The following is an 18,504-nucleotide window of genomic DNA, read 5'->3' as shown; positions in this document are numbered from 1 at the left end:
ACTGGCTACTTATACAGGTGTTCTGGCCGTCAGGCCCTATCGATTACGTGAGGACTTCAATGGACGACAACAAGAAGCGCGCCTTGGCTGCGGCCCTGGGGCAAATCGAGCGTCAATTCGGTAAAGGCGCGGTCATGCGCATGGGCGACCACGAGCGTCAGGCGATTCCGGCCATTTCCACCGGTTCCCTGGGCCTGGACATTGCCCTGGGCATTGGCGGTCTGCCAAAAGGCCGTATCGTCGAGATCTACGGTCCTGAGTCGTCCGGTAAAACCACGCTGACCCTGTCGGTGATCGCTCAAGCCCAGAAAATGGGCGCGACCTGCGCCTTCGTCGACGCCGAGCACGCCCTCGATCCCGAGTACGCCGGCAAGCTGGGCGTCAATGTCGACGACCTGCTGGTCTCGCAGCCGGACACCGGCGAACAGGCCCTGGAAATCACCGACATGCTGGTGCGCTCCAACGCCGTTGACGTGATCATCGTCGACTCCGTGGCTGCTCTGGTACCCAAGGCTGAAATCGAAGGCGAAATGGGTGACATGCACGTGGGCCTGCAAGCCCGTCTGATGTCCCAGGCGCTGCGTAAAATCACCGGTAACATCAAGAACGCCAACTGCCTGGTGATCTTCATCAACCAGATCCGTATGAAGATCGGCGTCATGTTCGGCAGCCCGGAAACCACCACCGGTGGTAACGCGCTGAAGTTCTACGCCTCGGTTCGTCTGGACATCCGCCGTACTGGCGCGGTGAAAGAAGGCGACGAAGTGGTTGGTAGCGAAACCCGCGTCAAAATCGTCAAGAACAAGGTGGCACCGCCATTCCGTCAGGCTGAATTCCAGATTCTGTACGGCAAGGGCATCTACCGCAATGGCGAAATCATCGACCTCGGCGTGCTGCACGGCTTCCTGGAAAAATCCGGTGCCTGGTACAGCTACCAGGGCAGCAAGATCGGTCAGGGCAAGGCCAACTCGGCCAAGTTCCTGCAAGAGAACCCGGAAATTGCCGCCACCCTCGAGAAGCAGATCCGCGACAAACTGCTGAGCGCTGGCGCGGTTGATGCGGCTGGTAAAGCGGCTGCCGTCAATGCTGAGCCTGAAGACGATCTGGCCGACGCCGAAGCTGGCTACTGATCGTTGTCATGTCCGTCGTACTCGATACTCCCGTCGCCGTAAGGCGGACAGCCATGGACCTGCTCGCACGCCGCGAGCACGGTCGAGTCGAGCTGACGCGCAAACTGCGTCAGCGCGGCGCTCCCCCCGAATTGATCGACCAGGAACTCGACCGTTTGACGGAAGAGGGCCTGCTCAGTGAAGCCCGCTATCTGGAAAGCTTCATCAGCTACCGCTCGCGCTCTGGCTATGGCCCGGCGCGTATTCGCGAAGAACTCAGCCAGCGCGGCCTGCAACGCAGCGATATCGACCAGGCCCTGCGCGAATGCGCGGTGGATTGGGCAGGGCAATTGCAGGATGTCTGGCAGCGCAAGTTTTCTGGCCAGTTGCCTGGCGACCCGCGCGCCCGCGCACAGCAAACCCGTTTTCTGGTCTACCGTGGTTTTTCCATGGAGATGGTCGGCCGCCTGTTGAGCGGCCGAGGCTTGGACGATTAGCGCAACGCCAGGGCTAGGTGACCTTCAAGGCTTCACGGGCGCGTTGTGTGGTGTGCATTGGTTCAGGCTTGGCCCAGTTTTCCGAGAGGTTGATAAAGTCCACCAGCTCGCGCAGGCGCCCCTGGTCGCGGCCATTGAAGGCGAACGTCAGGCGCGTCAGGTGGCTGAACCGGGCCTCGTCATGATGCTCCCCTGAATAGGCATGCTGGTGGTACTGGCCGCTCAGGCGCAGGTCGGCAAAGCCTTCTTGCAGGTCGAGCAATGCCCCCTCGCTGAGTGGATGATGCATGCGAATCACGAACTGGTTCTTCAGCCAACGACTTGAGTGGTAGTTGCTGTAGAACTGGTTGATCTCTTCCACGGCTTCTTCGGCACTTTGCACCAGACGCAACAGTTTCAGGTCGCTGGGCAGGATGTAGCGGTTCTCTTCCAATTGGCGGGTAATGAAGTTCAGTGCGTCCTGCCAGAAGTTACCGCCAGGGGAATCGAGCAACACAACCGGTACCAACGGGCTCTTGCCGGTCTGGATCAACGTGAGCACTTCCAGCGCTTCGTCGAGGGTGCCGAAACCACCTGGGCAGAGCACCAGAGCATCGGCTTCTTTGACGAAGAACAGTTTGCGAATAAAGAAAAAGTGAAACGGCAGCAGCCGGTCCGTGCCGTCGACCGTGGGGTTGGCATGCTGCTCGAACGGCAGGGTGATGTTGAAGCCCAGGCTGTGATCAACCCCAGCCCCTTCGTGCGCAGCGGCCATGATGCCACCACCGGCACCGGTGATCACCATCAGGTTCGAGCGCGCCAGGGTGGCGCCCAGCTCACGGGCCAACGCATACATCGGGTGTTCGATCGGGGTACGTGCCGAACCGAACACCGTGACCTTGCGTCGCCCCTTGTACTGCTCAAGGGTGCGAAAGGCGTGGTCCAGCTCGCGTAAGGCTTGCAGGGTGATTTTGGCGTTCCAGCGGTTGCTGTCGTCCTGGGCCATACGCAGGACTGTCAGCATCATGTCGCGGTACAGCGGTAGGTTGGGGCTGTCTGGAGCAACCTGCTTGAGTTGTTCTTCCAGCTTGCTCAGATCGATTCCGGTGTTCTTGAAGTGACTCGCCAGCAGTTCGTTCGGTTGGTACGGCATTCAACGTCTCCTTCTGCAGCAAAACCTCTGACCGGAACTTAGTGTGTCCGGCCGCGACACTGCGTGTGTCGCTGGCTGCTGTGGCTCGAGTGTGCGCCTCGAGCATTGCAGTAGACCTGCAAGGTCTTAGTGCAGTGGTGGTGGGCTCATTGTCGTTTTGCTCCGCCCTGCAAAGGCAAGGCGTAGGCAGGCATCCCCCTGTGCGAGCCCTGAAACGGGCGGGCGCTTGCTATCAATCTAGACGTTGATGGCTATTTGTGCCGAAAGGATCTTCACTGTGGGAGGTAGCAGAGGAGGTGAGGCAGACCGCTCGTCAGTCAGGGGCCAGGCCAGGCGTGGGTCTGGTTAACTGGAGGCGTGAGAGACTGTAGTTGTGCAGGGAGGCTTTATTATGCAACGGCTTAATCTGGAGCTCGATGCCCAGCTATTTGAGCAGCTCGAGCGCTCGGCCCAGGCCAATAACCTGAGCCTTGAAGAAGAGTGTCTGCGGCGCTTGGGGGGCGGCAAGCGGCACTCACGTTACGTCCAGGCCCTGGTGGCTGAACTGCGCGCCGATGAAAAGCAGCGGCGCGACAGCGAGGAGCTGGCCTAGGCTTATTTGCTCAGCTTGATGCCGCAGCTTTTGGCATCGAACGCTTGTTCGCCCACCTGGCGGTTGGTCTTGTATTCGGTGAACCGGTAGGTCAGCACTGCACCTTTGGCCAGCAATTGGCGGTAGCCGGTGTTTTTGCACACGCTGGCGCCCAGTTGGTCGCGCACTTTTTCCGGGTTGGCCTGCATTTGCTGGGCGTGGCTGGCGCGTACGCTCAGGTGGTTGATCAACTGCCGGCCTTCAACGGTATAGCCCTGATCAAGAATGTCCTCGTTGATCGCTCGCGGCGTGCCCACACTGCTTTCCGTAGCTACTTTCTGCAGCATTTTGCTCAGTTCGTATTCCTGCTTGGAAGCGGCGGTGGCGGCCAGCGGCAGGGCGAGCAAAAGGCTCAAGGTCGGGGCGATGAAGCGCAGCATGAATTTCTCCTGGTTCGGTAACTGGCGATTTGACCGGCAACTGCGCACGGTGTTCCCTCACGTGCAGAGCGGGGCGCCAGCAGGTAACGACAGGGGAAGGATTATAGGGGAGTCGGCAGGCAGCCTGCACGGCAAATACCATCTGCCGCTCAGCGGGCTCTGTTAAACTGGCGCGGTTTCCTTGTCTTGCCGAGTTCGCGCTGTGCCCTCTCTTTCTTGCCTATACAGTCTGTTGCCATGAGTCATGCCGTATCGCGCTTGCGCGCCGAGCGCCTGGCGCGCAGTGTCAAACCGTTCGTTGCGCGCGGATCACGGGCGCCTCGTTGCCCGCATTGCCGAGTGATTTTCAGCCATTGCCTGTGCGCCTGGCGTCCGCAAGTGCCTTCCGATTCAGCCATGTGCCTGCTGATGCACGACACCGAGCCGTTGAAACCGAGTAACACCGGCTGGTTGATCGCTGACCTGATCAGCGACACCTCGGCGTTCAGCTGGCAGCGAACGGCTGTCGATGAACAACTGCTAGCCTTGCTTGATCAACCGCACTGGCAGCCCTACATTGTTTTTCCGGGGGAGTTCGTCGAGCCGCAGCGGGTCGTCAGCGAGGTGGTGCGCGAGCCTGGCAAGCGACCGTTGTTCATCTTGCTGGATGCGACCTGGACTGAAGCGCGCAAGATGTTTCGCAAGAGCCCGTACCTGGATCGCTTCCCGGTGCTCAGCTTGCAACCCGAGCAGTTGTCGCGCTACCGCTTGCGGCGCTCCAAGCGTGACGATCACTTTTGCACTGCTGAGGTAGCTGCAATGTGCCTGGAGCTGGCGGGTGATCAGCACGCCGCGCAAGCCCTGGATGCCTACCTGGATGTATTCAGCACCCACTACCTGAGCGCCAAGCATCAGTGGCCGGTAGATGAGCAGGATGCCGTGCACCAGCGTTTGCATACCTTCCTTTGTGGCGCATTGCGTCATAATGGCCAGGCTGGCGACCAATGTGTGCATGGCTTGACCGGGTAATCAACTTGACCACCCGGTTCTGGCTCGGCATCCTTGGCGCCGATTCGGGCATGTACAAGGCTTGAAACATCGCTGTTCCTGGCCTTGAAGTGCCTTTTGGGTGTGCGGTCTATGCCGTCAACACCTTGAGTTGCCCGCCAGGCGCCTATTCTTCCTCCCTGCGCCTGCACAGAACAGGATCATTAGATTAATGGCCACGTACGAAATCCTGATTGCCGATGACCACCCGCTGTTTCGCAGTGCCCTGCGTCAGGCTGTAACCCTGGGGCTGGGGCCCGATGTTCGCCTGGTAGAAGTGGCAAGCATCGCCGAGCTGGAAACCCACCTCGCAGAAAAGTCCGACTGGGACCTGGTACTGCTGGACCTGAACATGCCGGGTGCCTACGGTTTCTCAGGCCTGGTGCTGCTGCGCGGGCAATACCCGCAAATTCCGGTGGTGATGGTGTCGGCTCAGGAAGAGGCCGCCGTCGTAGTGAAATCGCGAGAGTTTGGCGCCAGTGGCTTCATTCCCAAGTCCAGCTCACTGGAAGTGATTCAGGATGCGGTGAAGAAGATCCTCGACGGTGAAGTCTGGTGGCCGCCGCAGGCTTTCGAAAAAGTTGATGTCTCGGCAGAGGCCAAGGCCGCCAGTGAGGGCTTGGCAAGCCTCACGCCGCAGCAGTTCCGGGTGTTGACCATGGTCTGTGAAGGGTTGCTCAACAAGCAGATTGCCTATGAGCTGAACGTCTCGGAAGCGACCATCAAGGCCCATGTGACGGCGATTTTCCGCAAGCTTGGCGTGCGTACGCGCACTCAGGCGGCCCTGCTGTTGCAACAATTGGAATCGGTTTCTTCCAGCTGAAGTCACAGTCTTCACGCTTTTTTGACCCGACCTAAACTAGGCTGCTGCGCATTTTTCAGTGGATGAAGTGACCTTTATGTCATCGCCTTTCAAGGGCCAGACCGGCCTCAAACGTATCTTCAATGCTGCCGGCTACTCGTTTGACGGTCTGCGCGCAGCCTTTACCGGTGAAGCGGCGTTCCGCCAACTGGTGCTGCTCAATGTGGTGCTGATCCCCGTGGCGTTCTGGCTGGATGTCAGCCGCGCCGAACGGGCGATCCTGATTGCCGTGTGCCTGCTGGGGCTGATCGTTGAACTGCTCAACTCGGCTATCGAGGCCGCCATCGACCGGATCTCCCTGGACCGTCATCCATTGTCGAAAAATGCCAAGGACATGGGCAGCGCTGCCCAAATGGTAGCGCTGACGATAGTCGGACTGGTGTGGGCGGTGATTCTGCTCTAAGCGATGTTGGGCAGAACGATCTGATCACTACGCCGCACACCGGCGGTAAAGTTACGGCACAGTTCAAGAAACTCGCGCATGGCGGAAGTCTGGTACTTCTGCTTGTGCCAGATGAAATAGAACTGTCGGGCGAGGTCCAGCTCCGGAGTTTCCACCGCGACCAGGCTGCCACGCCGGAAGGCATCGCGCAGTGCCAGGCGTGAAATACAGCCAATGCCCAGGCCAGACTCCACAGCACGCTTGATAGCTTCGGTGTGTTCAAGCTCCAGGCGGATGTTCAGGCTGGAGCGGTGGTGGCGCATCGCCTGGTCGAAGGTCAGACGGGTACCGGAGCCTTGCTCGCGCAGAATCCAGGCTTCGTGCGTGAGCTCTTCCAGGCTGGCCCGGCCGCGGCTGGCCAGTGGGTGTTGCGGGGCACAAAACACCACCAGCTCGTCTTCCACCCAGGGTTGCACTTCAAGATCCTGATGGTTGCAATCGCCTTCGATTAGACCCAGATCAATTTCATAGTGGGCGACCTGTTGCACGATATGCGCAGTGTTCTGCACATGGAGCTTGACCTGACTTTCCGGGTGGACCTGCATGAAACTGCCGATCAGTAGCGTGGCCAGGTAATTGCCAATCGTCAGGGTGGCGCCGACCGCCAGGGAGCCGAAGCCGGATTTGCCGTTGAGCAAATCTTCGATTTCCTTGGCCTGATCGAGAAGGGCCACGGCCTGTGGCAGCAGTTGATGGCCCAGCGCGTTGAGGCTCAGGCGTTTACCGGCACGGTCAAACAGCTGGCAGCTGGACTGGCGCTCAAGTTCGGTGATCGATGTACTGGCAGCCGATTGCGATAGCGCCAGTATGCCTGCGGCTCGCGAGACGCTCTGATACTGGGCTACGGCGACGAACACCTGGAGTTGACGAAGCGTAAATCGCATATCTATATAACCGATAAGACATATCTTGATAATTCATTTAACAGATATTGTCGCTCGCACTAAACTATCGCGCAATCGCGCTCTAGGTTAGCGCTGCGTTTTATTTCAGGAGCCCGTACATGAGCAACATGAACCACGAACGTGTCCTCAGTGTTCACCACTGGAACGACACCCTGTTCAGCTTCAAGTGCACCCGCGATCCGGGTCTGCGCTTCGAGAACGGTCAGTTCGTGATGATCGGCCTGCAACAGCCCAACGGCCGCCCGCTCATGCGCGCCTACTCGATTGCCAGCCCGAACTGGGAAGAGCATCTGGAGTTCTTCAGCATCAAGGTGCCGGATGGCCCGCTGACCTCGCAGCTGCAGCACCTGAAGGAAGGCGATGAGATCATCATCAGCAAGAAGCCTACCGGCACGCTGGTGCTGGACGACCTCAACCCAGGCAAGCACCTCTACCTGCTGAGCACCGGCACTGGCCTGGCGCCGTTCATGAGCGTCATCCAAGATCCGGAAACCTATGAGCGTTTCGAAAAAGTGATCCTGGTTCACGGCGTGCGTTACGTCAACGAAGTCGCCTACCGTGAGTTCATCACCGAGCACCTGCCGCAGAATGAGTTCTTCGGTGAGGCGCTGCGCGATAAACTGATTTACTACCCAACCGTTACCCGCGAGCCGTTCGAGAACCAGGGGCGTCTGACCGACCTGATGCGCAGCGGTAAGCTGTTCAGCGACATCGGCCTGCCGCCGATCAATCCTCAGGACGACCGTGCAATGATCTGCGGTAGCCCGAGCATGCTCGACGAAACCAGCGAAGTGCTCGACAGCTTCGGTCTGAAGATTTCGGCGCGTATGCGTGAGCCAGGCGACTACCTGATCGAGCGTGCCTTCGTTGAGAAGTAAGCAACGCTGAAACAAAAAAAGCAGGCCTAGGCCTGCTTTTTTTTATTGACCTCTGGTGTGGGAGCGGGCTTGCCCCGCGATGCAATCTGACAGACAAACCGGTATCGCGGGGCAAGCCCGCTCCTACAGGTCACTAATCCAACACCACTTCCAACACGCGGATCTGATCCGGCTGCGGATAGTGCCAGCGCACCTGCACATCCCAGAACTTCACCCCGTATACACGCTCCGGCGCCGGGATCTGGTACGCCGGGCGCGGGTCTTGGGCCAGGCACTGTTCGATCAGTTCTACCAGCGGCTCTGCAAGGCGCTGGGCGTGCTCACAAGCCTGGGGCAGGGCGCTGTCGCTCCAACTGACGGCAATTGGCGCAGGCGGCGCGCTGGCCATCTGGTTAGTCGCCGTGCTGACGGCGTCGGCATAGGGCACATAGGGCTTGATATCAAGCACCGGGGTGCCATCGAGCAAGTCGATGCCCGACAGCAACAAGCGCCCGGCCTCTACTTTTTCCAGGCGCACCACCGACTGGCCAATGCCATTCGGTCGGTGGGTGGCGCGGGTGGCAAACACACCCATGGAGGTATTGCCACCCAGGCGCGGTGGGCGCACCTTGAGCCGGGGTTTGTCTTCCAGGGCCTGGTGAAACAGGAACAGGATCCACACATGGCTGACCTGTTCGAGCCCGGCCACGGCATCACCGCTGTCAAACGGCGGTAGCAGCTCCAGCACGCCACGCGCCGCAGGCGCCAGTTGAGGCTGGCGCGGGATGGCGAACTTTTCCTTGAAGCAGGAACGAACAAAACCGATCGGTGCAACGCTGTAGTTCATCGGCGGCTCAGCCACGAACCCGCAGGGTCAGACCCTTGAGGAAGTTACGCAGCAGTTGGTCACCGCAGGGCCGGTAGTTGTTATGCCCGACTTTGCGGAACAAAGCGCTCAGCTCTGGCTTGGACACCGGGAAATCGGCAGCCTTGAGGATCGCGTGCAGGTCGTCTTCCTTCAGCTCGAACGCTACCCGCAGTTTCTTCATGATGATGTTGTTGGTCACCGGCAGTTCGATGGGCAGCGCAGGGCGGCTATCGTCTTTGCCGCGCTTGAACATCACCAGGCCATCGAGAAAGTGCGCAATGACTTCGTCGGGGCAGCGAACAAAACCTTCTTCATCCTCTTTTTTCAGGTAGCCGGCAATGTCGCTGGTGCTGACATTGAAGCCGGTAAGCTTGATGATATCGGCCAGTTTGGCGTCGTTGACGTCCAGCAGGTAGCGCAGGCTGCGCAGTACATCGTTGTGAATCATGGTGACAATCCTGTTCGGGGCGCTGCCCGGGTGGCGGCGCCTTGTTGCTAGAATCTTTCGCTGCTCGCCAGGTAGCGCCACTGGCCCAGCGGCAGCTTGCTCATGGAAACGCCGCCCAGGCGAATCCGGCGCATGCTCAGCGGCGTGACGCCAACGCTGCTGCACAGCAAGGCAATCAGACCCGGCTGCGGGTTTTTCAGGACCATGCGCAGGCGCGTCTCGTTTTGCCAGCTGGCTTTGATCTTCGGCAGTTCGTTGCCCTTCCAGGTGAACCCGCGGTTAAGTCGCTCCAGGCCGTGGGCGATCATTTCACCGCTGACCTCAACCACATATTCCTGTTCAAGCTTGGCCAGGTCGGCGTTGAGCTTGCGCGTTACCCGCCAATCCTGGGTGAACACTTGCAGGCCGCTGGCGCCGTCCTGCAAGGGGGCGACGCAGCTCAAACGGGCAAAATGCCCCTTGAGTGGGCGACGCCCCTGGCTGTGCTCGGCCGACAGGTTGCTGGTTGTGATACTGCGACAGGCGCTCTCGATGTCCAGCCCGGCCGGTTGGTGCAGTAACAGGGTGACCGGTTCCAGGGCTTCGGCGCGGGCGCCGGCCAGCAGCTCGACGCGCTGGTCGGCTACCTTGAACTGCGGTTCGTCAACCACAGCCCCATCGACAGTGACCCAGCCGCCTTCGATGTACAGTTCTGCTTCCCGGCGGGAGCAACCGACCAGTTCGATGAGGCGTTTGGAAAGGCGAATGGGTTCAGACATGACGACAGCCGTAGGCATAGGGAAAGATGCCTATTGTAACCGTCCGGGCGCACTCAGGCCCGGCTACATTCGCCCGTCCGGGCATTAATCTGCGATTTCACTGCATTTCAGAAAAGTATTACGCTTTCTGTCAGCCAGTTTTGACGGATTCTGCCTGAATCAGCCTTAGGTGGAGTAAGGGATAGGGTTGGCCCATGCCATCCGTTTCCGAGCGTCCTACAACTTCGAAGCCCTGACGCAGGTAAAAACCCAATGCCTGGGGATTTTGCTCGTTAACGTCCAACTGGTCGGCATTGAGTTCGTCGATGGCATAACGCAACAGGCGTTTGCCCAGGCCTTGGCCACGCAGGGCCGGATCGATAAACAGCATTTCCACGCGCCCGGCGGCCACCCCGGCAAAACCGGTGATGCGCTGGCGGGCATCCTTGCAGCAGATCAGCATCACTGCATCGAGGTACTGGCTCAGTAGCAGTTCACGCAACAGGCAGATATAGCTTTCGGGCAGGAAATCATGGGTCGCACGCACCGACGCTTCCCAGACACGCGCCAGCTCCGGGTAGTCGCTGAAGCTTGGAGTCTGCACGTTGTTGTGCCTGTACATTGCGTTGTTCTCCTTGGGTAATTGAGAGAACGATAGTTGTAAAAAAAGATTCTTCCCCGGCATTCCGTAAAGATCCTTTTTTGGGTTCTTCACGGAGAGCGTTGAGGGCTGTGGGCTTATCCAATTGCTGTGGTGGCACCTGGAGGGCTGGTCGCGGTGGGAGCGGGCTTGCCCCGCGATCTGGTGCGATACAGCAAATCGCGGGGCAAGCCCGCTCCCACCGGCAGGGTCAGCCCAGCCACCCCATCAAATGGATAAGCCCACAGCCCTCAACGCTCTCCGTGAAGAAGCAAAAAAAAGCCCCGCCAGAATCGGCAGGGCTATTTTCAACCGCTACGGTCAGATGGGTTCAGCCCACATGTCGTACTCGTCGGCGTCGGTCACCCGGCAGCGCACGGTGTCACCCGGCTTGAAGCCGTGGTTGCCATCGATGAACACATTACCGTCGATTTCCGGCGCGTCGAAGTAGCTGCGGCCTACCGAGCCTTCTTCTTCAACTTCGTCGATCAGCACGTCGATTTCGCGGCCGATACGCAGTTGCAGGCGGGCGGTGCTGATTGCCTGCTGATGGGCCATGAAACGATCCCAGCGCTCTTGCTTGACGTCGTCCGGAACAACATCCAGGCCCAGGTCGTTGGCCGGGGCGCCTTCGACTGGCGAGTACTGGAAGCAGCCGACGCGGTCGAGCTGGGCTTCGGTCAGCCAGTCGAGCAGGTATTGGAAGTCTTCTTCGGTTTCGCCTGGGAAGCCGACGATGAAGGTGGAGCGGATGATCAGCTCCGGGCACTGTTCGCGCCATTTCTTGATGCGCGCCAGGGTGCGGTCTTCGAAGGCAGGGCGCTTCATCGACTTGAGCACTTTCGGGCTGGCGTGCTGGAACGGGATGTCCAGGTACGGCAGGATCTTGCCGGCGGCCATCAGCGGGATGATGTCGTCGACGTTCGGGTACGGGTAAACGTAGTGCAAGCGCACCCAGGCACCCAGGCTGCTCAGGGCTTCGCACAGTTCGAGCATGCGGGTCTTGACCGGACGGCCGTTCCAGAAGTCGGTCTTGTACTTGACGTCGACGCCGTAGGCGCTGGTGTCCTGGGAAATCACCAGGATTTCCTTGACCCCGGCCTTGACCAGGCGCTCGGCTTCGCTCAGCACGTCGCCCACCGGACGGCTGACCAGTTTGCCACGCATCGATGGAATGATGCAGAAGCTGCAGCTGTGGTTGCAGCCTTCGGAGATCTTCAGGTAGGCGTAGTGGCGCGGCGTCAGCTTGACCCCTTGCGGCGGCACCAGGTCGATCAGCGGGTTGTGGTCCTGGCGCGGTGGTACCACTTCGTGCACTGCGGTAACCACTTGTTCGTACTGCTGCGGGCCGGTTACGGCCAGCACGCTTGGGTGCACGTCGCGGATGTTGCCTTCCTCGACACCCATGCAGCCGGTAACGATGACTTTGCCGTTTTCCTTGATGGCTTCACCGATGACCTCAAGGGACTCGGCCTTGGCGCTGTCGATAAAGCCGCAGGTATTGACCACCACCACATCGGCGTCCTGATAGGTGGGCACGACTTCATAGCCTTCCATGCGCAGCTGGGTCAGGATGCGCTCGGAATCGACCAGGGCCTTGGGGCATCCCAGAGATACGAAGCCGACCTTAGGCGTGGTTGGCGTAGGAGTGGTGGACATGACTAACCTCGGTGTAAGGGGGACAGTCGTGCCACAAGCGCGCTGTCCTGTTGGGCGCTAGCAGCGCCTCTGATCAAAAAGTGCGCAATTCTAGCGGGCGCAAAGTCACTTGACCAGCAGAAAAGCGACGAACGCTAAGCTATGCTTCGCGACGATATGCCTGTGTTTACATCGGGCTCTGCAAGCGCGCGTGGTGTGGCTGCGAGCATTTTAACGTTTTACTGGCCCACGGGTCTTGGTTGCAGGAGCGACGGATGGTTCAGGCAAGCGATCAGGCGCAATCGGGGCATTCGGCGGCCAGGCCGCTGAGCCTGCTGGTGGCGGCAGTCGGGGTGGTTTACGGTGATATCGGCACCAGCCCCCTGTATACCCTCAAAGAAGTGTTTTCCGGCAATTATGGCGTGCCGGTCAATCATGACGGCGTGCTGGGCATCCTGGCGTTGATCTTCTGGTCGTTGATCTGGGTTGTCTCGTTCAAGTACGTGGTGTTCGTCCTGCGTGCCGACAACCAGGGTGAAGGTGGCACCATGGCCCTGACCGCCCTGGCCCGGCGGGCGTCAGCGCCGTACCCCAAGTTGCGTGCGGTAATGGTGGTGTGCGGCCTGATTGGCGCTGCGCTGTTTTATGGCGACAGCATGATCACCCCGGCCATTTCGGTGTTGTCAGCGGTGGAAGGCCTGGGGCTGGCATTCGACGGGATCGACCACTGGGTTGTGCCGATTGCACTGGTTGTGCTGGTTGGGTTGTTTTTGATTCAAAAGCATGGCACTGCACGGATTGGTACCTTGTTTGGCCCGATAATGGTCGTCTGGTTTCTGGTCCTGGCGGCGTTGGGCGTGCATGGCATTTCCCAGAGCCCTGAAGTGCTCAAAGCGTTCAATCCGGTGTGGGCTGTGCGCTTTTTCATTGTTCACCCTGGTATGGGCGTCGCCATTCTCGGCGCAGTGGTGCTGGCCTTGACCGGGGCCGAGGCGCTGTATGCCGATATGGGCCACTTTGGCCGCAAACCGATTGCACGCGCCTGGTTTGCCTTGGTGCTGCCGGCATTGGTACTCAACTACTTCGGGCAGGGCGCGATGCTCTTGCAGAACCCGGAGGCGGCGCGTAACCCTTTCTACTTGCTGGCGCCAAGTTGGGCCTTGATACCGTTGGTCGGCCTGTCCACGATGGCAACGGTGATTGCCTCTCAGGCGGTGATCTCCGGGGCCTTCTCGCTGACGCGCCAGGCTATCCAGCTGGGTTATGTGCCACGCATGCAAATCCAGCACACCTCGCATGACGAGCAAGGGCAAATTTATATCGGCGCGGTGAACTGGGCGCTGATGGTTGGCGTGATCCTGTTGGTGCTCGCCTTCGAGTCGTCTGACGCGCTTGCGTCGGCCTATGGCGTGGCAGTGACCGGGACCATGCTGATGACCACGCTGCTGGTGTCGACCGTCATGCTGTTGCTGTGGAAGTGGCCACCGATACTGGCGGTACCGGTACTGCTCAGCTTCCTGTTTGTCGACGGCCTGTTCTTTGCCGCCAACGTGCCGAAAGTGGTGCAGGGCGGGGCCTTTCCGGTGCTGGCGGGGATCGCCTTGTTTGTCTTGATGACCACCTGGAAGCGCGGTAAGCAGATTTTGGTTGAGCGCCTGGATGAAGGCAGCCTGCCGTTACCACTGTTTATCAGCAGTATTCGCGTGCAGCCGCCGCACCGGGTCGAGGGCACGGCGGTGTTCCTCACCGCCCGGCAGGATGCCGTTCCCCATGCGTTGCTGCACAACATGTTGCATAACCAGGTGCTGCACAACCAGGTGGTGCTGTTGACGGTGATCAGTGAAGACATGCCGAGGGTGCCGGCGCAGCAGCAGTTTGAAATTGAAGCCTATGGCGAGGGGTTTTACCGCGTGCTGCTGCACTTTGGCTTCATGGACGAACCGGATGTGCCGGCCGCGTTGAAGCTATGCCATCTGGAGGGGCTGGACTTCAGCCCGATGCGCACTACCTATTTCCTCAGCCGGGAGACGGTGATTCCGTCGCGGCTGGTGGGGATGGCGCGTTGGCGGGCGATGTTGTTTGCGTTCCTGTTGAAGAATGCCAACGGTACTTTGCGCTTCTTCAACTTGCCGTTGAACCGGGTGATCGAGTTGGGCACCCAAGTTGAAATATAACGGGTTCTGCAGGGGCGGGCTTGGCCCGCTAAGCAGGCACTGCGGTGAATGGCACGGGCTTCGCCCGTGTTCGCGGGGCAAGCCCGCTCCCACAGGTAGTGCAAGACAGTTGATAAAGGGTCAGTTCTGTTCGGCGACGCTGGTTTTGCCCTGGCGGGTTTCGATATCGCTGATCAAGCGCTTGGCCAGTGCCGGGTAGTTCTCGTCAAAGTGATGGCCGCCTGGTAGTTTCAGGCGTTCGCCAACGGCGGTGTGGTCGGTGCAGCCGCTTTCGTCAGCTTCTTCTTCACCGTAGATACACACCACTTTCGCCGCCGGTAGCCTGGCCATTTCCGGTCCGGTAGGCGCTTCTTTGCCAGCGTTGCCCAGCCAGCCTTCGACCTCGATCTCAAAGCTGCCACTGCGGGCGAAGGCCAGCAGAATCACCGCGTCGATACGCTTCTGGTCTTCCTCGGGAAGGCGGTTGTAAATCGCCGGTAGAACGTCGGCACCGAAGGAGTAGCCGGTCAGCACAAAGCGTTTGGTGCCCCATTTCTGACGGTAGTGTTGCATCAGCTCCGAGAGGTCTATGGCGCTTTGTTCGGGTGTTTTGTGCTGCCAGTAGTAGCGCAGGGTGTCGATGCCGACCACGGGATAACCGAGTTTTGCCATCTCGCCGGCAACATCACGGTCCAGGTCACGCCAGCCACCATCACCGGAGAGGAACAGGGTCACAGTATCGGTGGTCTGCCCGGCGGGTACCTCGACCACCGGGATGCTCATGGCGTTGCCTTCTTCACCCAGCAAAGCCTGGGTCAGCTGCGCCTTGAGCACTTGCGGCAGGTGGATGTCGTAATCGCTGATGCTGGTTTCGGCATTGGCTTGGTCGCGTACAAACGCTGCGCTGGCGTCGTCGGGGTTGTCGTTCCAGGCCACATTCCAGTGGCCGTGGGCTGCCGACTTCGGTAAAGGGCTGGCGCAGCCGGCGCGCTCGATATTGAAATCTACCGAGATCGCCAGGGCTTTGTCGTCATTCTGTGTCGCCAACCACTGCCAGGCTTGTGCGGCACCTGGGCCGATACCCGCGACCACGGAGGCCGGGCCCTGCAATTGTTGCAGGGCCTGATTCAGTGCAGTTTGCTGTAAGGTGCAGTCGCTGGGTGGCAGGATGACTTGTACGATCTGTGCTTCGCCGCTTTGGCTCAGGTTCAGCAGTTGCTTGTCGGTCAGCGCTTGATCCTGAGTGACCGCGATGGCCACGTGGGCTTTGGTGTGGGTGCCAGGCGTCGTGCGGGTGAGGCTACTGCCATCGCCCAGGGTCAAGTGTTCCAGGCGTGGCTCGGGTGCAGGGCGGGTCCACAGCCAGAAGCCCAGAACGGCAGCGAGCAAGCTCAGGGCCAGGGTTGCCAGGAAGTACGGCCAGTAGCGTCGAATCATCAGCGTTTCACCAATCCGGTCAGGCCGCCTGCGATCAGGGCGGCGGTGTCGGCCAGTGCCACCAGCGGATCGAGTCCGGCCGGCACGGCCATGTAGCGGGGTTCCCAGTCGGGCTGGAACTTGTCTTTGAAGCGGCGCAGCCCCTGGAAGTTGTACAACTGCTCTCCACGTTGGAACACCATCGAGCCCAAACGTTGAGTCAATGGCGCGCCACGACGTGGTTGCAAGCCGGAAAGTGGCACCATGCCCAGGCTGAAGCGGGCGTAACCCAGGCTTTTATAGTGCAGGATCAGGCCGACCATCATGAACTCCATGGTCAGCTTTGGCGCTTGTGGGTGGGCGCGCATCAGGTCGAGGCTTGCCAGTTCGCGGCTGTGGGTTTCCAGCAGGTTGGCAAACGCCACCGGGCGGCCCTCGAAGCGGATCAGGGCAATGCGAAAATGTTGCAGGTATTCGGGGCTGAAACGACCGAGGGAGAAACCTTTCTCACGCACGTTCTTGCCACCTAGCCAGGCATCGGAAATCGCTTTTAGCTCCTCCAGTGGCGCTTGTCCTGGTTCATGCACTTCCAGGCTCAGGCCATCGCGGCCGCCTCGATTCCAGGTGTAGCGCAGGTCTTTCATTTCCTTGCCTTTGGCTTCCAGGTCGAAGCGATGAAGGTCGACCCGTGCCTCTTCGCCCAGCTTGATCGCGGTCAGGCCGATGTCCATGTAGAACGGCAGATTCTCCGCGCGCACCTGATAGAACACCGGGCGGGCATGGTGAACGTCACACAGGTCGCGGAACTGCCAGATCATCTCGGCGCGTTTCTGCGCTGGGCCAATCGGGTCGTACAGGGCAACCAGGCTGCGACCGCGGTGGGCATACATTAGAAACGCATCATCTTCAGGATCGAACAGCAGCGCCTTGTCGCCGGTTAGCGCCAGGCCGCCATCGGGTTGGTCCGAGGCCTGCAGGATCTGTTTGGCGCGTTGCAGCTCCTCGGCGCCTGGCAAGTGAATGACCGGACGTGCGGTGCGCAGAAGCCATGTCAGGGCGACGACCACCAGCAAAATCGCGCTGCCCAGGGCAGAGCGCAAGCCGCGAGGGGCATCGGCGTCCAGGGTGAACTGCCACCACAGCTGATGGCTGTAAGGGACGTCTTGATAGGCAAACAACAGCAGCCAGATCGACGCCGCGAGTACGCAGGCACTGGCGACCAGGTAGGTCGGCGAGAACGGCAGCTCAAGCAAGCGGCTGGGGCGGTAAAAGGAGCGACGGAACAGCGCCAGCAGGCAGGCGGTGAAGGTCAGAATACTGGCCTCTTCCCAATCAAAGCCCTTGAGCAGTGAGAGCAGGGCGCCGACCAGCAGCAAGATGGTGGTTAGCATCCAGGCGGCAGACAGGCGGCGGCGCAGGCCCTGGGCCAGCAGCAGGCACAACACACCGATCAGGCTGGCGCCGAAGTGCGAGGCATCGATCAGGCGATGGGGAATCAGAAAACCCAGGTGCTCCAGGCGCTCGTCGATTTCCGGTGTGGCGCCAGAGAACAACAGGACGACGCCAGAGAGAAACACCAGCACCGCCAGCACCGGGGCGGCCAGTCCGGATGCTGCGCGTATGGCCTGGCGGGTGAGCAAAAAGCGTCGTGCCTCGCTGGCCAACAACAAGGCGCAGGCCAGGAGCAATGGCAGCACAACATAAATCAGGCGATACAACAGCAAGGCCGCAGCCAGTGGCGCAGCACCGAGTTGATCGGCAAAGGCGGCCAGCAGGATCGCTTCAAACACCCCGACACCACCGGGTACGTGGCTCAACACCCCGGCTGCCAGGGCCAGCAGGTATACCAGAAGAAAAGCCCCAAAGGGTGGCGCTTCAGGCAGCAGCAGGTACAACACGGTTGCCGCAGCGGCCACGTCCAGAGCGGTGATCAGCAGTTGCAGGGCCGTCAGGCGTGCACCGGGCAGGCGCAGGGTGCGACGCCCGACCCGCACCAGCAAGTTGTCGGCCTGTGGCTGTTCCGGCAGACGCCGGCGGTACAGGCCGTGAACCAGCAGGGCCGCCAGGCCTAGCACTGCCAGGGCGATGCCTGCCAGCAATGCTTGGGGTAAATGCAAGGCTGTTGCCGCTGCCGGCAGGTTGCTCAAGGTGGCCATGGCGGCCAGTGGTGGCAGGGCACAGCCTAGCGAAAGGCTGGCGAACAGGGTCATGCGCGCAACTTCTGCCGCACCAATGCCTTGGCGCGCGTAAAGCCGGTAGCGCACCGAGCCACCGGAGAGCAGTGACAGGCCTATGGCGTTACCAATGGCAAAAGCACTGAAACCACCCATGGCCAAGGTCTGGGGCGGCAGTTTGACACCTGCGTAGCGACTGGCCGACCACTCGTAACCCAGCAAGATAACGAAACCCACCACGGTTGCCAGCAGCGCGCCGCCCAGCGAGGCGGGCGGCACGCTGAGCAGCGAATCATGCAGAGCATAGATGTCCAGTTCGCTGAGCAGATGGCGACAAGCGATCAGGGCAATGCTGAACAGCAGTAACGTCACTGCCAGGCCGATGGGCTGCTTGTAGCGGCTCAAGCGCTCAATCCAGCGCAAACGTTGTGCGGCAACGGGCAGAGCGGAAGTGACAGGAGCTTCGGTGTCGGGTGTGTGGCTGCGCATCAAACATCTCTTGAAGGGCGCACGCCAGGAGGAAAGAATCCAGCCAAGGTACCAATCCCTATGGAAAGTCATGGCCACTATGATCGGGCCGCTGCATACC

General features: G+C 60.2%; 18 protein-coding genes. 8 read left to right on the top strand and 10 right to left on the bottom strand.

The window, feature by feature from the left end:
- Window positions 1–59 precede the first annotated feature (59 nt).
- Together recA and recX are read left to right on the top strand one after the other, a co-directional pair.
- Complete coding sequence (recA, locus tag ACP6KB_RS21205; RefSeq protein WP_442109223.1) at window positions 60–1,130, top strand: recombinase RecA; 1,071 nt, start codon at window positions 60–62, stop codon at window positions 1,128–1,130.
- 8 nt (window positions 1,131–1,138) lie between these two features.
- A complete protein-coding gene (gene recX, locus ACP6KB_RS21200; protein ID WP_442109222.1) occupies window positions 1,139–1,606 on the top strand; it encodes a recombination regulator RecX in 468 nt (155 codons plus the stop codon).
- Between the two features lie 13 nt (window positions 1,607–1,619).
- On the opposite strand, the gene ACP6KB_RS21195 is transcribed toward recX, so the two are convergent.
- The gene (locus tag ACP6KB_RS21195; protein WP_442109221.1) at window positions 1,620–2,738 is read right to left on the bottom strand and encodes an LOG family protein; all 1,119 of its coding nucleotides are present in this window, start codon (window positions 2,736–2,738) and stop codon (window positions 1,620–1,622) included.
- Between the two features lie 391 nt (window positions 2,739–3,129).
- Between ACP6KB_RS21195 and ACP6KB_RS21190 the strand changes: the two genes are divergently transcribed.
- Entirely contained in the window at window positions 3,130–3,330 is a 201-nt protein-coding gene (locus ACP6KB_RS21190) for a hypothetical protein (RefSeq protein ID WP_442109220.1), read from the top strand.
- A 2-nt stretch (window positions 3,331–3,332) separates the two neighbouring features.
- On the opposite strand, the gene ACP6KB_RS21185 is transcribed toward ACP6KB_RS21190, so the two are convergent.
- The gene (locus ACP6KB_RS21185) at window positions 3,333–3,749 is read right to left on the bottom strand and encodes a quorum-sensing-regulated virulence factor family protein (protein ID WP_442109219.1); all 417 of its coding nucleotides are present in this window, start codon (window positions 3,747–3,749) and stop codon (window positions 3,333–3,335) included.
- A 237-nt stretch (window positions 3,750–3,986) separates the two neighbouring features.
- Here ACP6KB_RS21185 and ACP6KB_RS21180 point away from each other — a divergent pair, with 237 nt between their 5' ends.
- The 3 genes from ACP6KB_RS21180 (at window position 3,987) to ACP6KB_RS21170 (ending at window position 6,040) form a co-directional block, all read left to right on the top strand.
- Window positions 3,987–4,757 (top strand): tRNA-uridine aminocarboxypropyltransferase, encoded by a 771-nt coding sequence (locus tag ACP6KB_RS21180; protein WP_442109218.1) that lies wholly within the window; start codon window positions 3,987–3,989, stop codon window positions 4,755–4,757.
- 190 nt (window positions 4,758–4,947) lie between these two features.
- A complete protein-coding gene (gene erdR, locus ACP6KB_RS21175; RefSeq protein WP_442109217.1) occupies window positions 4,948–5,598 on the top strand; it encodes a response regulator transcription factor ErdR in 651 nt (216 codons plus the stop codon).
- Window positions 5,599–5,674: 76 nt separating this feature from the next.
- Window positions 5,675–6,040 carry a diacylglycerol kinase gene (locus ACP6KB_RS21170; protein WP_442109216.1) on the top strand — a complete coding sequence of 122 codons (366 nt, stop codon included), beginning with the start codon at window positions 5,675–5,677 and terminating at the stop codon, window positions 6,038–6,040.
- Here the strand turns inward: ACP6KB_RS21170 and ACP6KB_RS21165 are convergent.
- Window positions 6,037–6,963, bottom strand: a complete 927-nt coding sequence (locus ACP6KB_RS21165) for a LysR family transcriptional regulator (RefSeq protein WP_442109215.1) — start codon at window positions 6,961–6,963, stop codon at window positions 6,037–6,039. The genes ACP6KB_RS21170 and ACP6KB_RS21165 overlap by 4 nt on opposite strands.
- A 119-nt stretch (window positions 6,964–7,082) precedes the next feature.
- On the opposite strand from ACP6KB_RS21165, the gene fpr reads away from it, so the two are divergent.
- Window positions 7,083–7,862 carry a ferredoxin-NADP reductase gene (gene fpr / locus ACP6KB_RS21160; RefSeq protein WP_003222277.1) on the top strand — a complete coding sequence of 260 codons (780 nt, stop codon included), beginning with the start codon at window positions 7,083–7,085 and terminating at the stop codon, window positions 7,860–7,862.
- Window positions 7,863–7,995: 133 nt separating this feature from the next.
- On the opposite strand, the gene tsaA is transcribed toward fpr, so the two are convergent.
- The 5 genes from tsaA to rimO form a co-directional block, all read right to left on the bottom strand.
- Window positions 7,996–8,688, bottom strand: coding sequence for a tRNA (N6-threonylcarbamoyladenosine(37)-N6)-methyltransferase TrmO (tsaA, locus tag ACP6KB_RS21155; protein ID WP_442109214.1), 693 nt, complete (start codon window positions 8,686–8,688; stop codon window positions 7,996–7,998).
- A gap of 7 nt (window positions 8,689–8,695) precedes the next feature.
- A complete protein-coding gene (locus ACP6KB_RS21150) occupies window positions 8,696–9,157 on the bottom strand; it encodes a DUF1456 family protein (protein WP_442109213.1) in 462 nt (153 codons plus the stop codon).
- A gap of 47 nt (window positions 9,158–9,204) precedes the next feature.
- Window positions 9,205–9,915 carry an rRNA pseudouridine synthase gene (locus tag ACP6KB_RS21145; protein WP_442109212.1) on the bottom strand — a complete coding sequence of 237 codons (711 nt, stop codon included), beginning with the start codon at window positions 9,913–9,915 and terminating at the stop codon, window positions 9,205–9,207.
- Between the two features lie 130 nt (window positions 9,916–10,045).
- Window positions 10,046–10,516 (bottom strand): GNAT family N-acetyltransferase, encoded by a 471-nt coding sequence (locus tag ACP6KB_RS21140; RefSeq protein WP_442109211.1) that lies wholly within the window; start codon window positions 10,514–10,516, stop codon window positions 10,046–10,048.
- A gap of 339 nt (window positions 10,517–10,855) precedes the next feature.
- Window positions 10,856–12,193, bottom strand: coding sequence for a 30S ribosomal protein S12 methylthiotransferase RimO (gene rimO, locus ACP6KB_RS21135; protein ID WP_442109210.1), 1,338 nt, complete (start codon window positions 12,191–12,193; stop codon window positions 10,856–10,858).
- Between the two features lie 254 nt (window positions 12,194–12,447).
- Here rimO and ACP6KB_RS21130 point away from each other — a divergent pair, with 254 nt between their 5' ends.
- The gene (locus ACP6KB_RS21130) at window positions 12,448–14,346 is read left to right on the top strand and encodes a potassium transporter Kup (protein ID WP_442109209.1); all 1,899 of its coding nucleotides are present in this window, start codon (window positions 12,448–12,450) and stop codon (window positions 14,344–14,346) included.
- 120 nt (window positions 14,347–14,466) lie between these two features.
- On the opposite strand, the gene ACP6KB_RS21125 is transcribed toward ACP6KB_RS21130, so the two are convergent.
- Window positions 14,467–15,762 (bottom strand): virulence factor family protein, encoded by a 1,296-nt coding sequence (locus tag ACP6KB_RS21125; protein ID WP_442109208.1) that lies wholly within the window; start codon window positions 15,760–15,762, stop codon window positions 14,467–14,469.
- The gene (gene mprF / locus ACP6KB_RS21120) at window positions 15,762–18,404 is read right to left on the bottom strand and encodes a bifunctional lysylphosphatidylglycerol flippase/synthetase MprF (protein ID WP_442109207.1); all 2,643 of its coding nucleotides are present in this window, start codon (window positions 18,402–18,404) and stop codon (window positions 15,762–15,764) included. The genes ACP6KB_RS21125 and mprF overlap by 1 nt, the downstream gene beginning before the upstream one ends.
- Between the last annotated feature and the right edge of the window lie 100 nt (window positions 18,405–18,504).

The organism is Pseudomonas sp. NUPR-001 (genome assembly GCF_052147955.1).
GTDB lineage: Bacteria > Pseudomonadota > Gammaproteobacteria > Pseudomonadales > Pseudomonadaceae > Aquipseudomonas.
This window is presented reverse-complemented; position numbering and strand designations above follow the sequence as displayed.

What these genes read in the sequence shown, in the direction of transcription:
- recA (WP_442109223.1), top strand. Translation starts at nt 60, where the DNA reads ATGGACGACAACAAGAAGCGCGCCTTGGCTGCGGCCCTGGGGCAAATC.
- recX (WP_442109222.1), top strand. Translation starts at nt 1,139, where the DNA reads ATGTCCGTCGTACTCGATACTCCCGTCGCCGTAAGGCGGACAGCCATG.
- ACP6KB_RS21195 (WP_442109221.1), bottom strand. Translation starts at nt 2,738, where the DNA reads ATGCCGTACCAACCGAACGAACTGCTGGCGAGTCACTTCAAGAACACC.
- ACP6KB_RS21190 (WP_442109220.1), top strand. Translation starts at nt 3,130, where the DNA reads ATGCAACGGCTTAATCTGGAGCTCGATGCCCAGCTATTTGAGCAGCTC.
- ACP6KB_RS21185 (WP_442109219.1), bottom strand. Translation starts at nt 3,749, where the DNA reads ATGCTGCGCTTCATCGCCCCGACCTTGAGCCTTTTGCTCGCCCTGCCG.
- ACP6KB_RS21180 (WP_442109218.1), top strand. Translation starts at nt 3,987, where the DNA reads ATGAGTCATGCCGTATCGCGCTTGCGCGCCGAGCGCCTGGCGCGCAGT.
- erdR (WP_442109217.1), top strand. Translation starts at nt 4,948, where the DNA reads ATGGCCACGTACGAAATCCTGATTGCCGATGACCACCCGCTGTTTCGC.
- ACP6KB_RS21170 (WP_442109216.1), top strand. Translation starts at nt 5,675, where the DNA reads ATGTCATCGCCTTTCAAGGGCCAGACCGGCCTCAAACGTATCTTCAAT.
- ACP6KB_RS21165 (WP_442109215.1), bottom strand. Translation starts at nt 6,963, where the DNA reads ATGCGATTTACGCTTCGTCAACTCCAGGTGTTCGTCGCCGTAGCCCAG.
- fpr (WP_003222277.1), top strand. Translation starts at nt 7,083, where the DNA reads ATGAGCAACATGAACCACGAACGTGTCCTCAGTGTTCACCACTGGAAC.
- tsaA (WP_442109214.1), bottom strand. Translation starts at nt 8,688, where the DNA reads ATGAACTACAGCGTTGCACCGATCGGTTTTGTTCGTTCCTGCTTCAAG.
- ACP6KB_RS21150 (WP_442109213.1), bottom strand. Translation starts at nt 9,157, where the DNA reads ATGATTCACAACGATGTACTGCGCAGCCTGCGCTACCTGCTGGACGTC.
- ACP6KB_RS21145 (WP_442109212.1), bottom strand. Translation starts at nt 9,915, where the DNA reads ATGTCTGAACCCATTCGCCTTTCCAAACGCCTCATCGAACTGGTCGGT.
- ACP6KB_RS21140 (WP_442109211.1), bottom strand. Translation starts at nt 10,516, where the DNA reads ATGTACAGGCACAACAACGTGCAGACTCCAAGCTTCAGCGACTACCCG.
- rimO (WP_442109210.1), bottom strand. Translation starts at nt 12,193, where the DNA reads ATGTCCACCACTCCTACGCCAACCACGCCTAAGGTCGGCTTCGTATCT.
- ACP6KB_RS21130 (WP_442109209.1), top strand. Translation starts at nt 12,448, where the DNA reads ATGGTTCAGGCAAGCGATCAGGCGCAATCGGGGCATTCGGCGGCCAGG.
- ACP6KB_RS21125 (WP_442109208.1), bottom strand. Translation starts at nt 15,762, where the DNA reads ATGATTCGACGCTACTGGCCGTACTTCCTGGCAACCCTGGCCCTGAGC.
- mprF (WP_442109207.1), bottom strand. Translation starts at nt 18,404, where the DNA reads ATGCGCAGCCACACACCCGACACCGAAGCTCCTGTCACTTCCGCTCTG.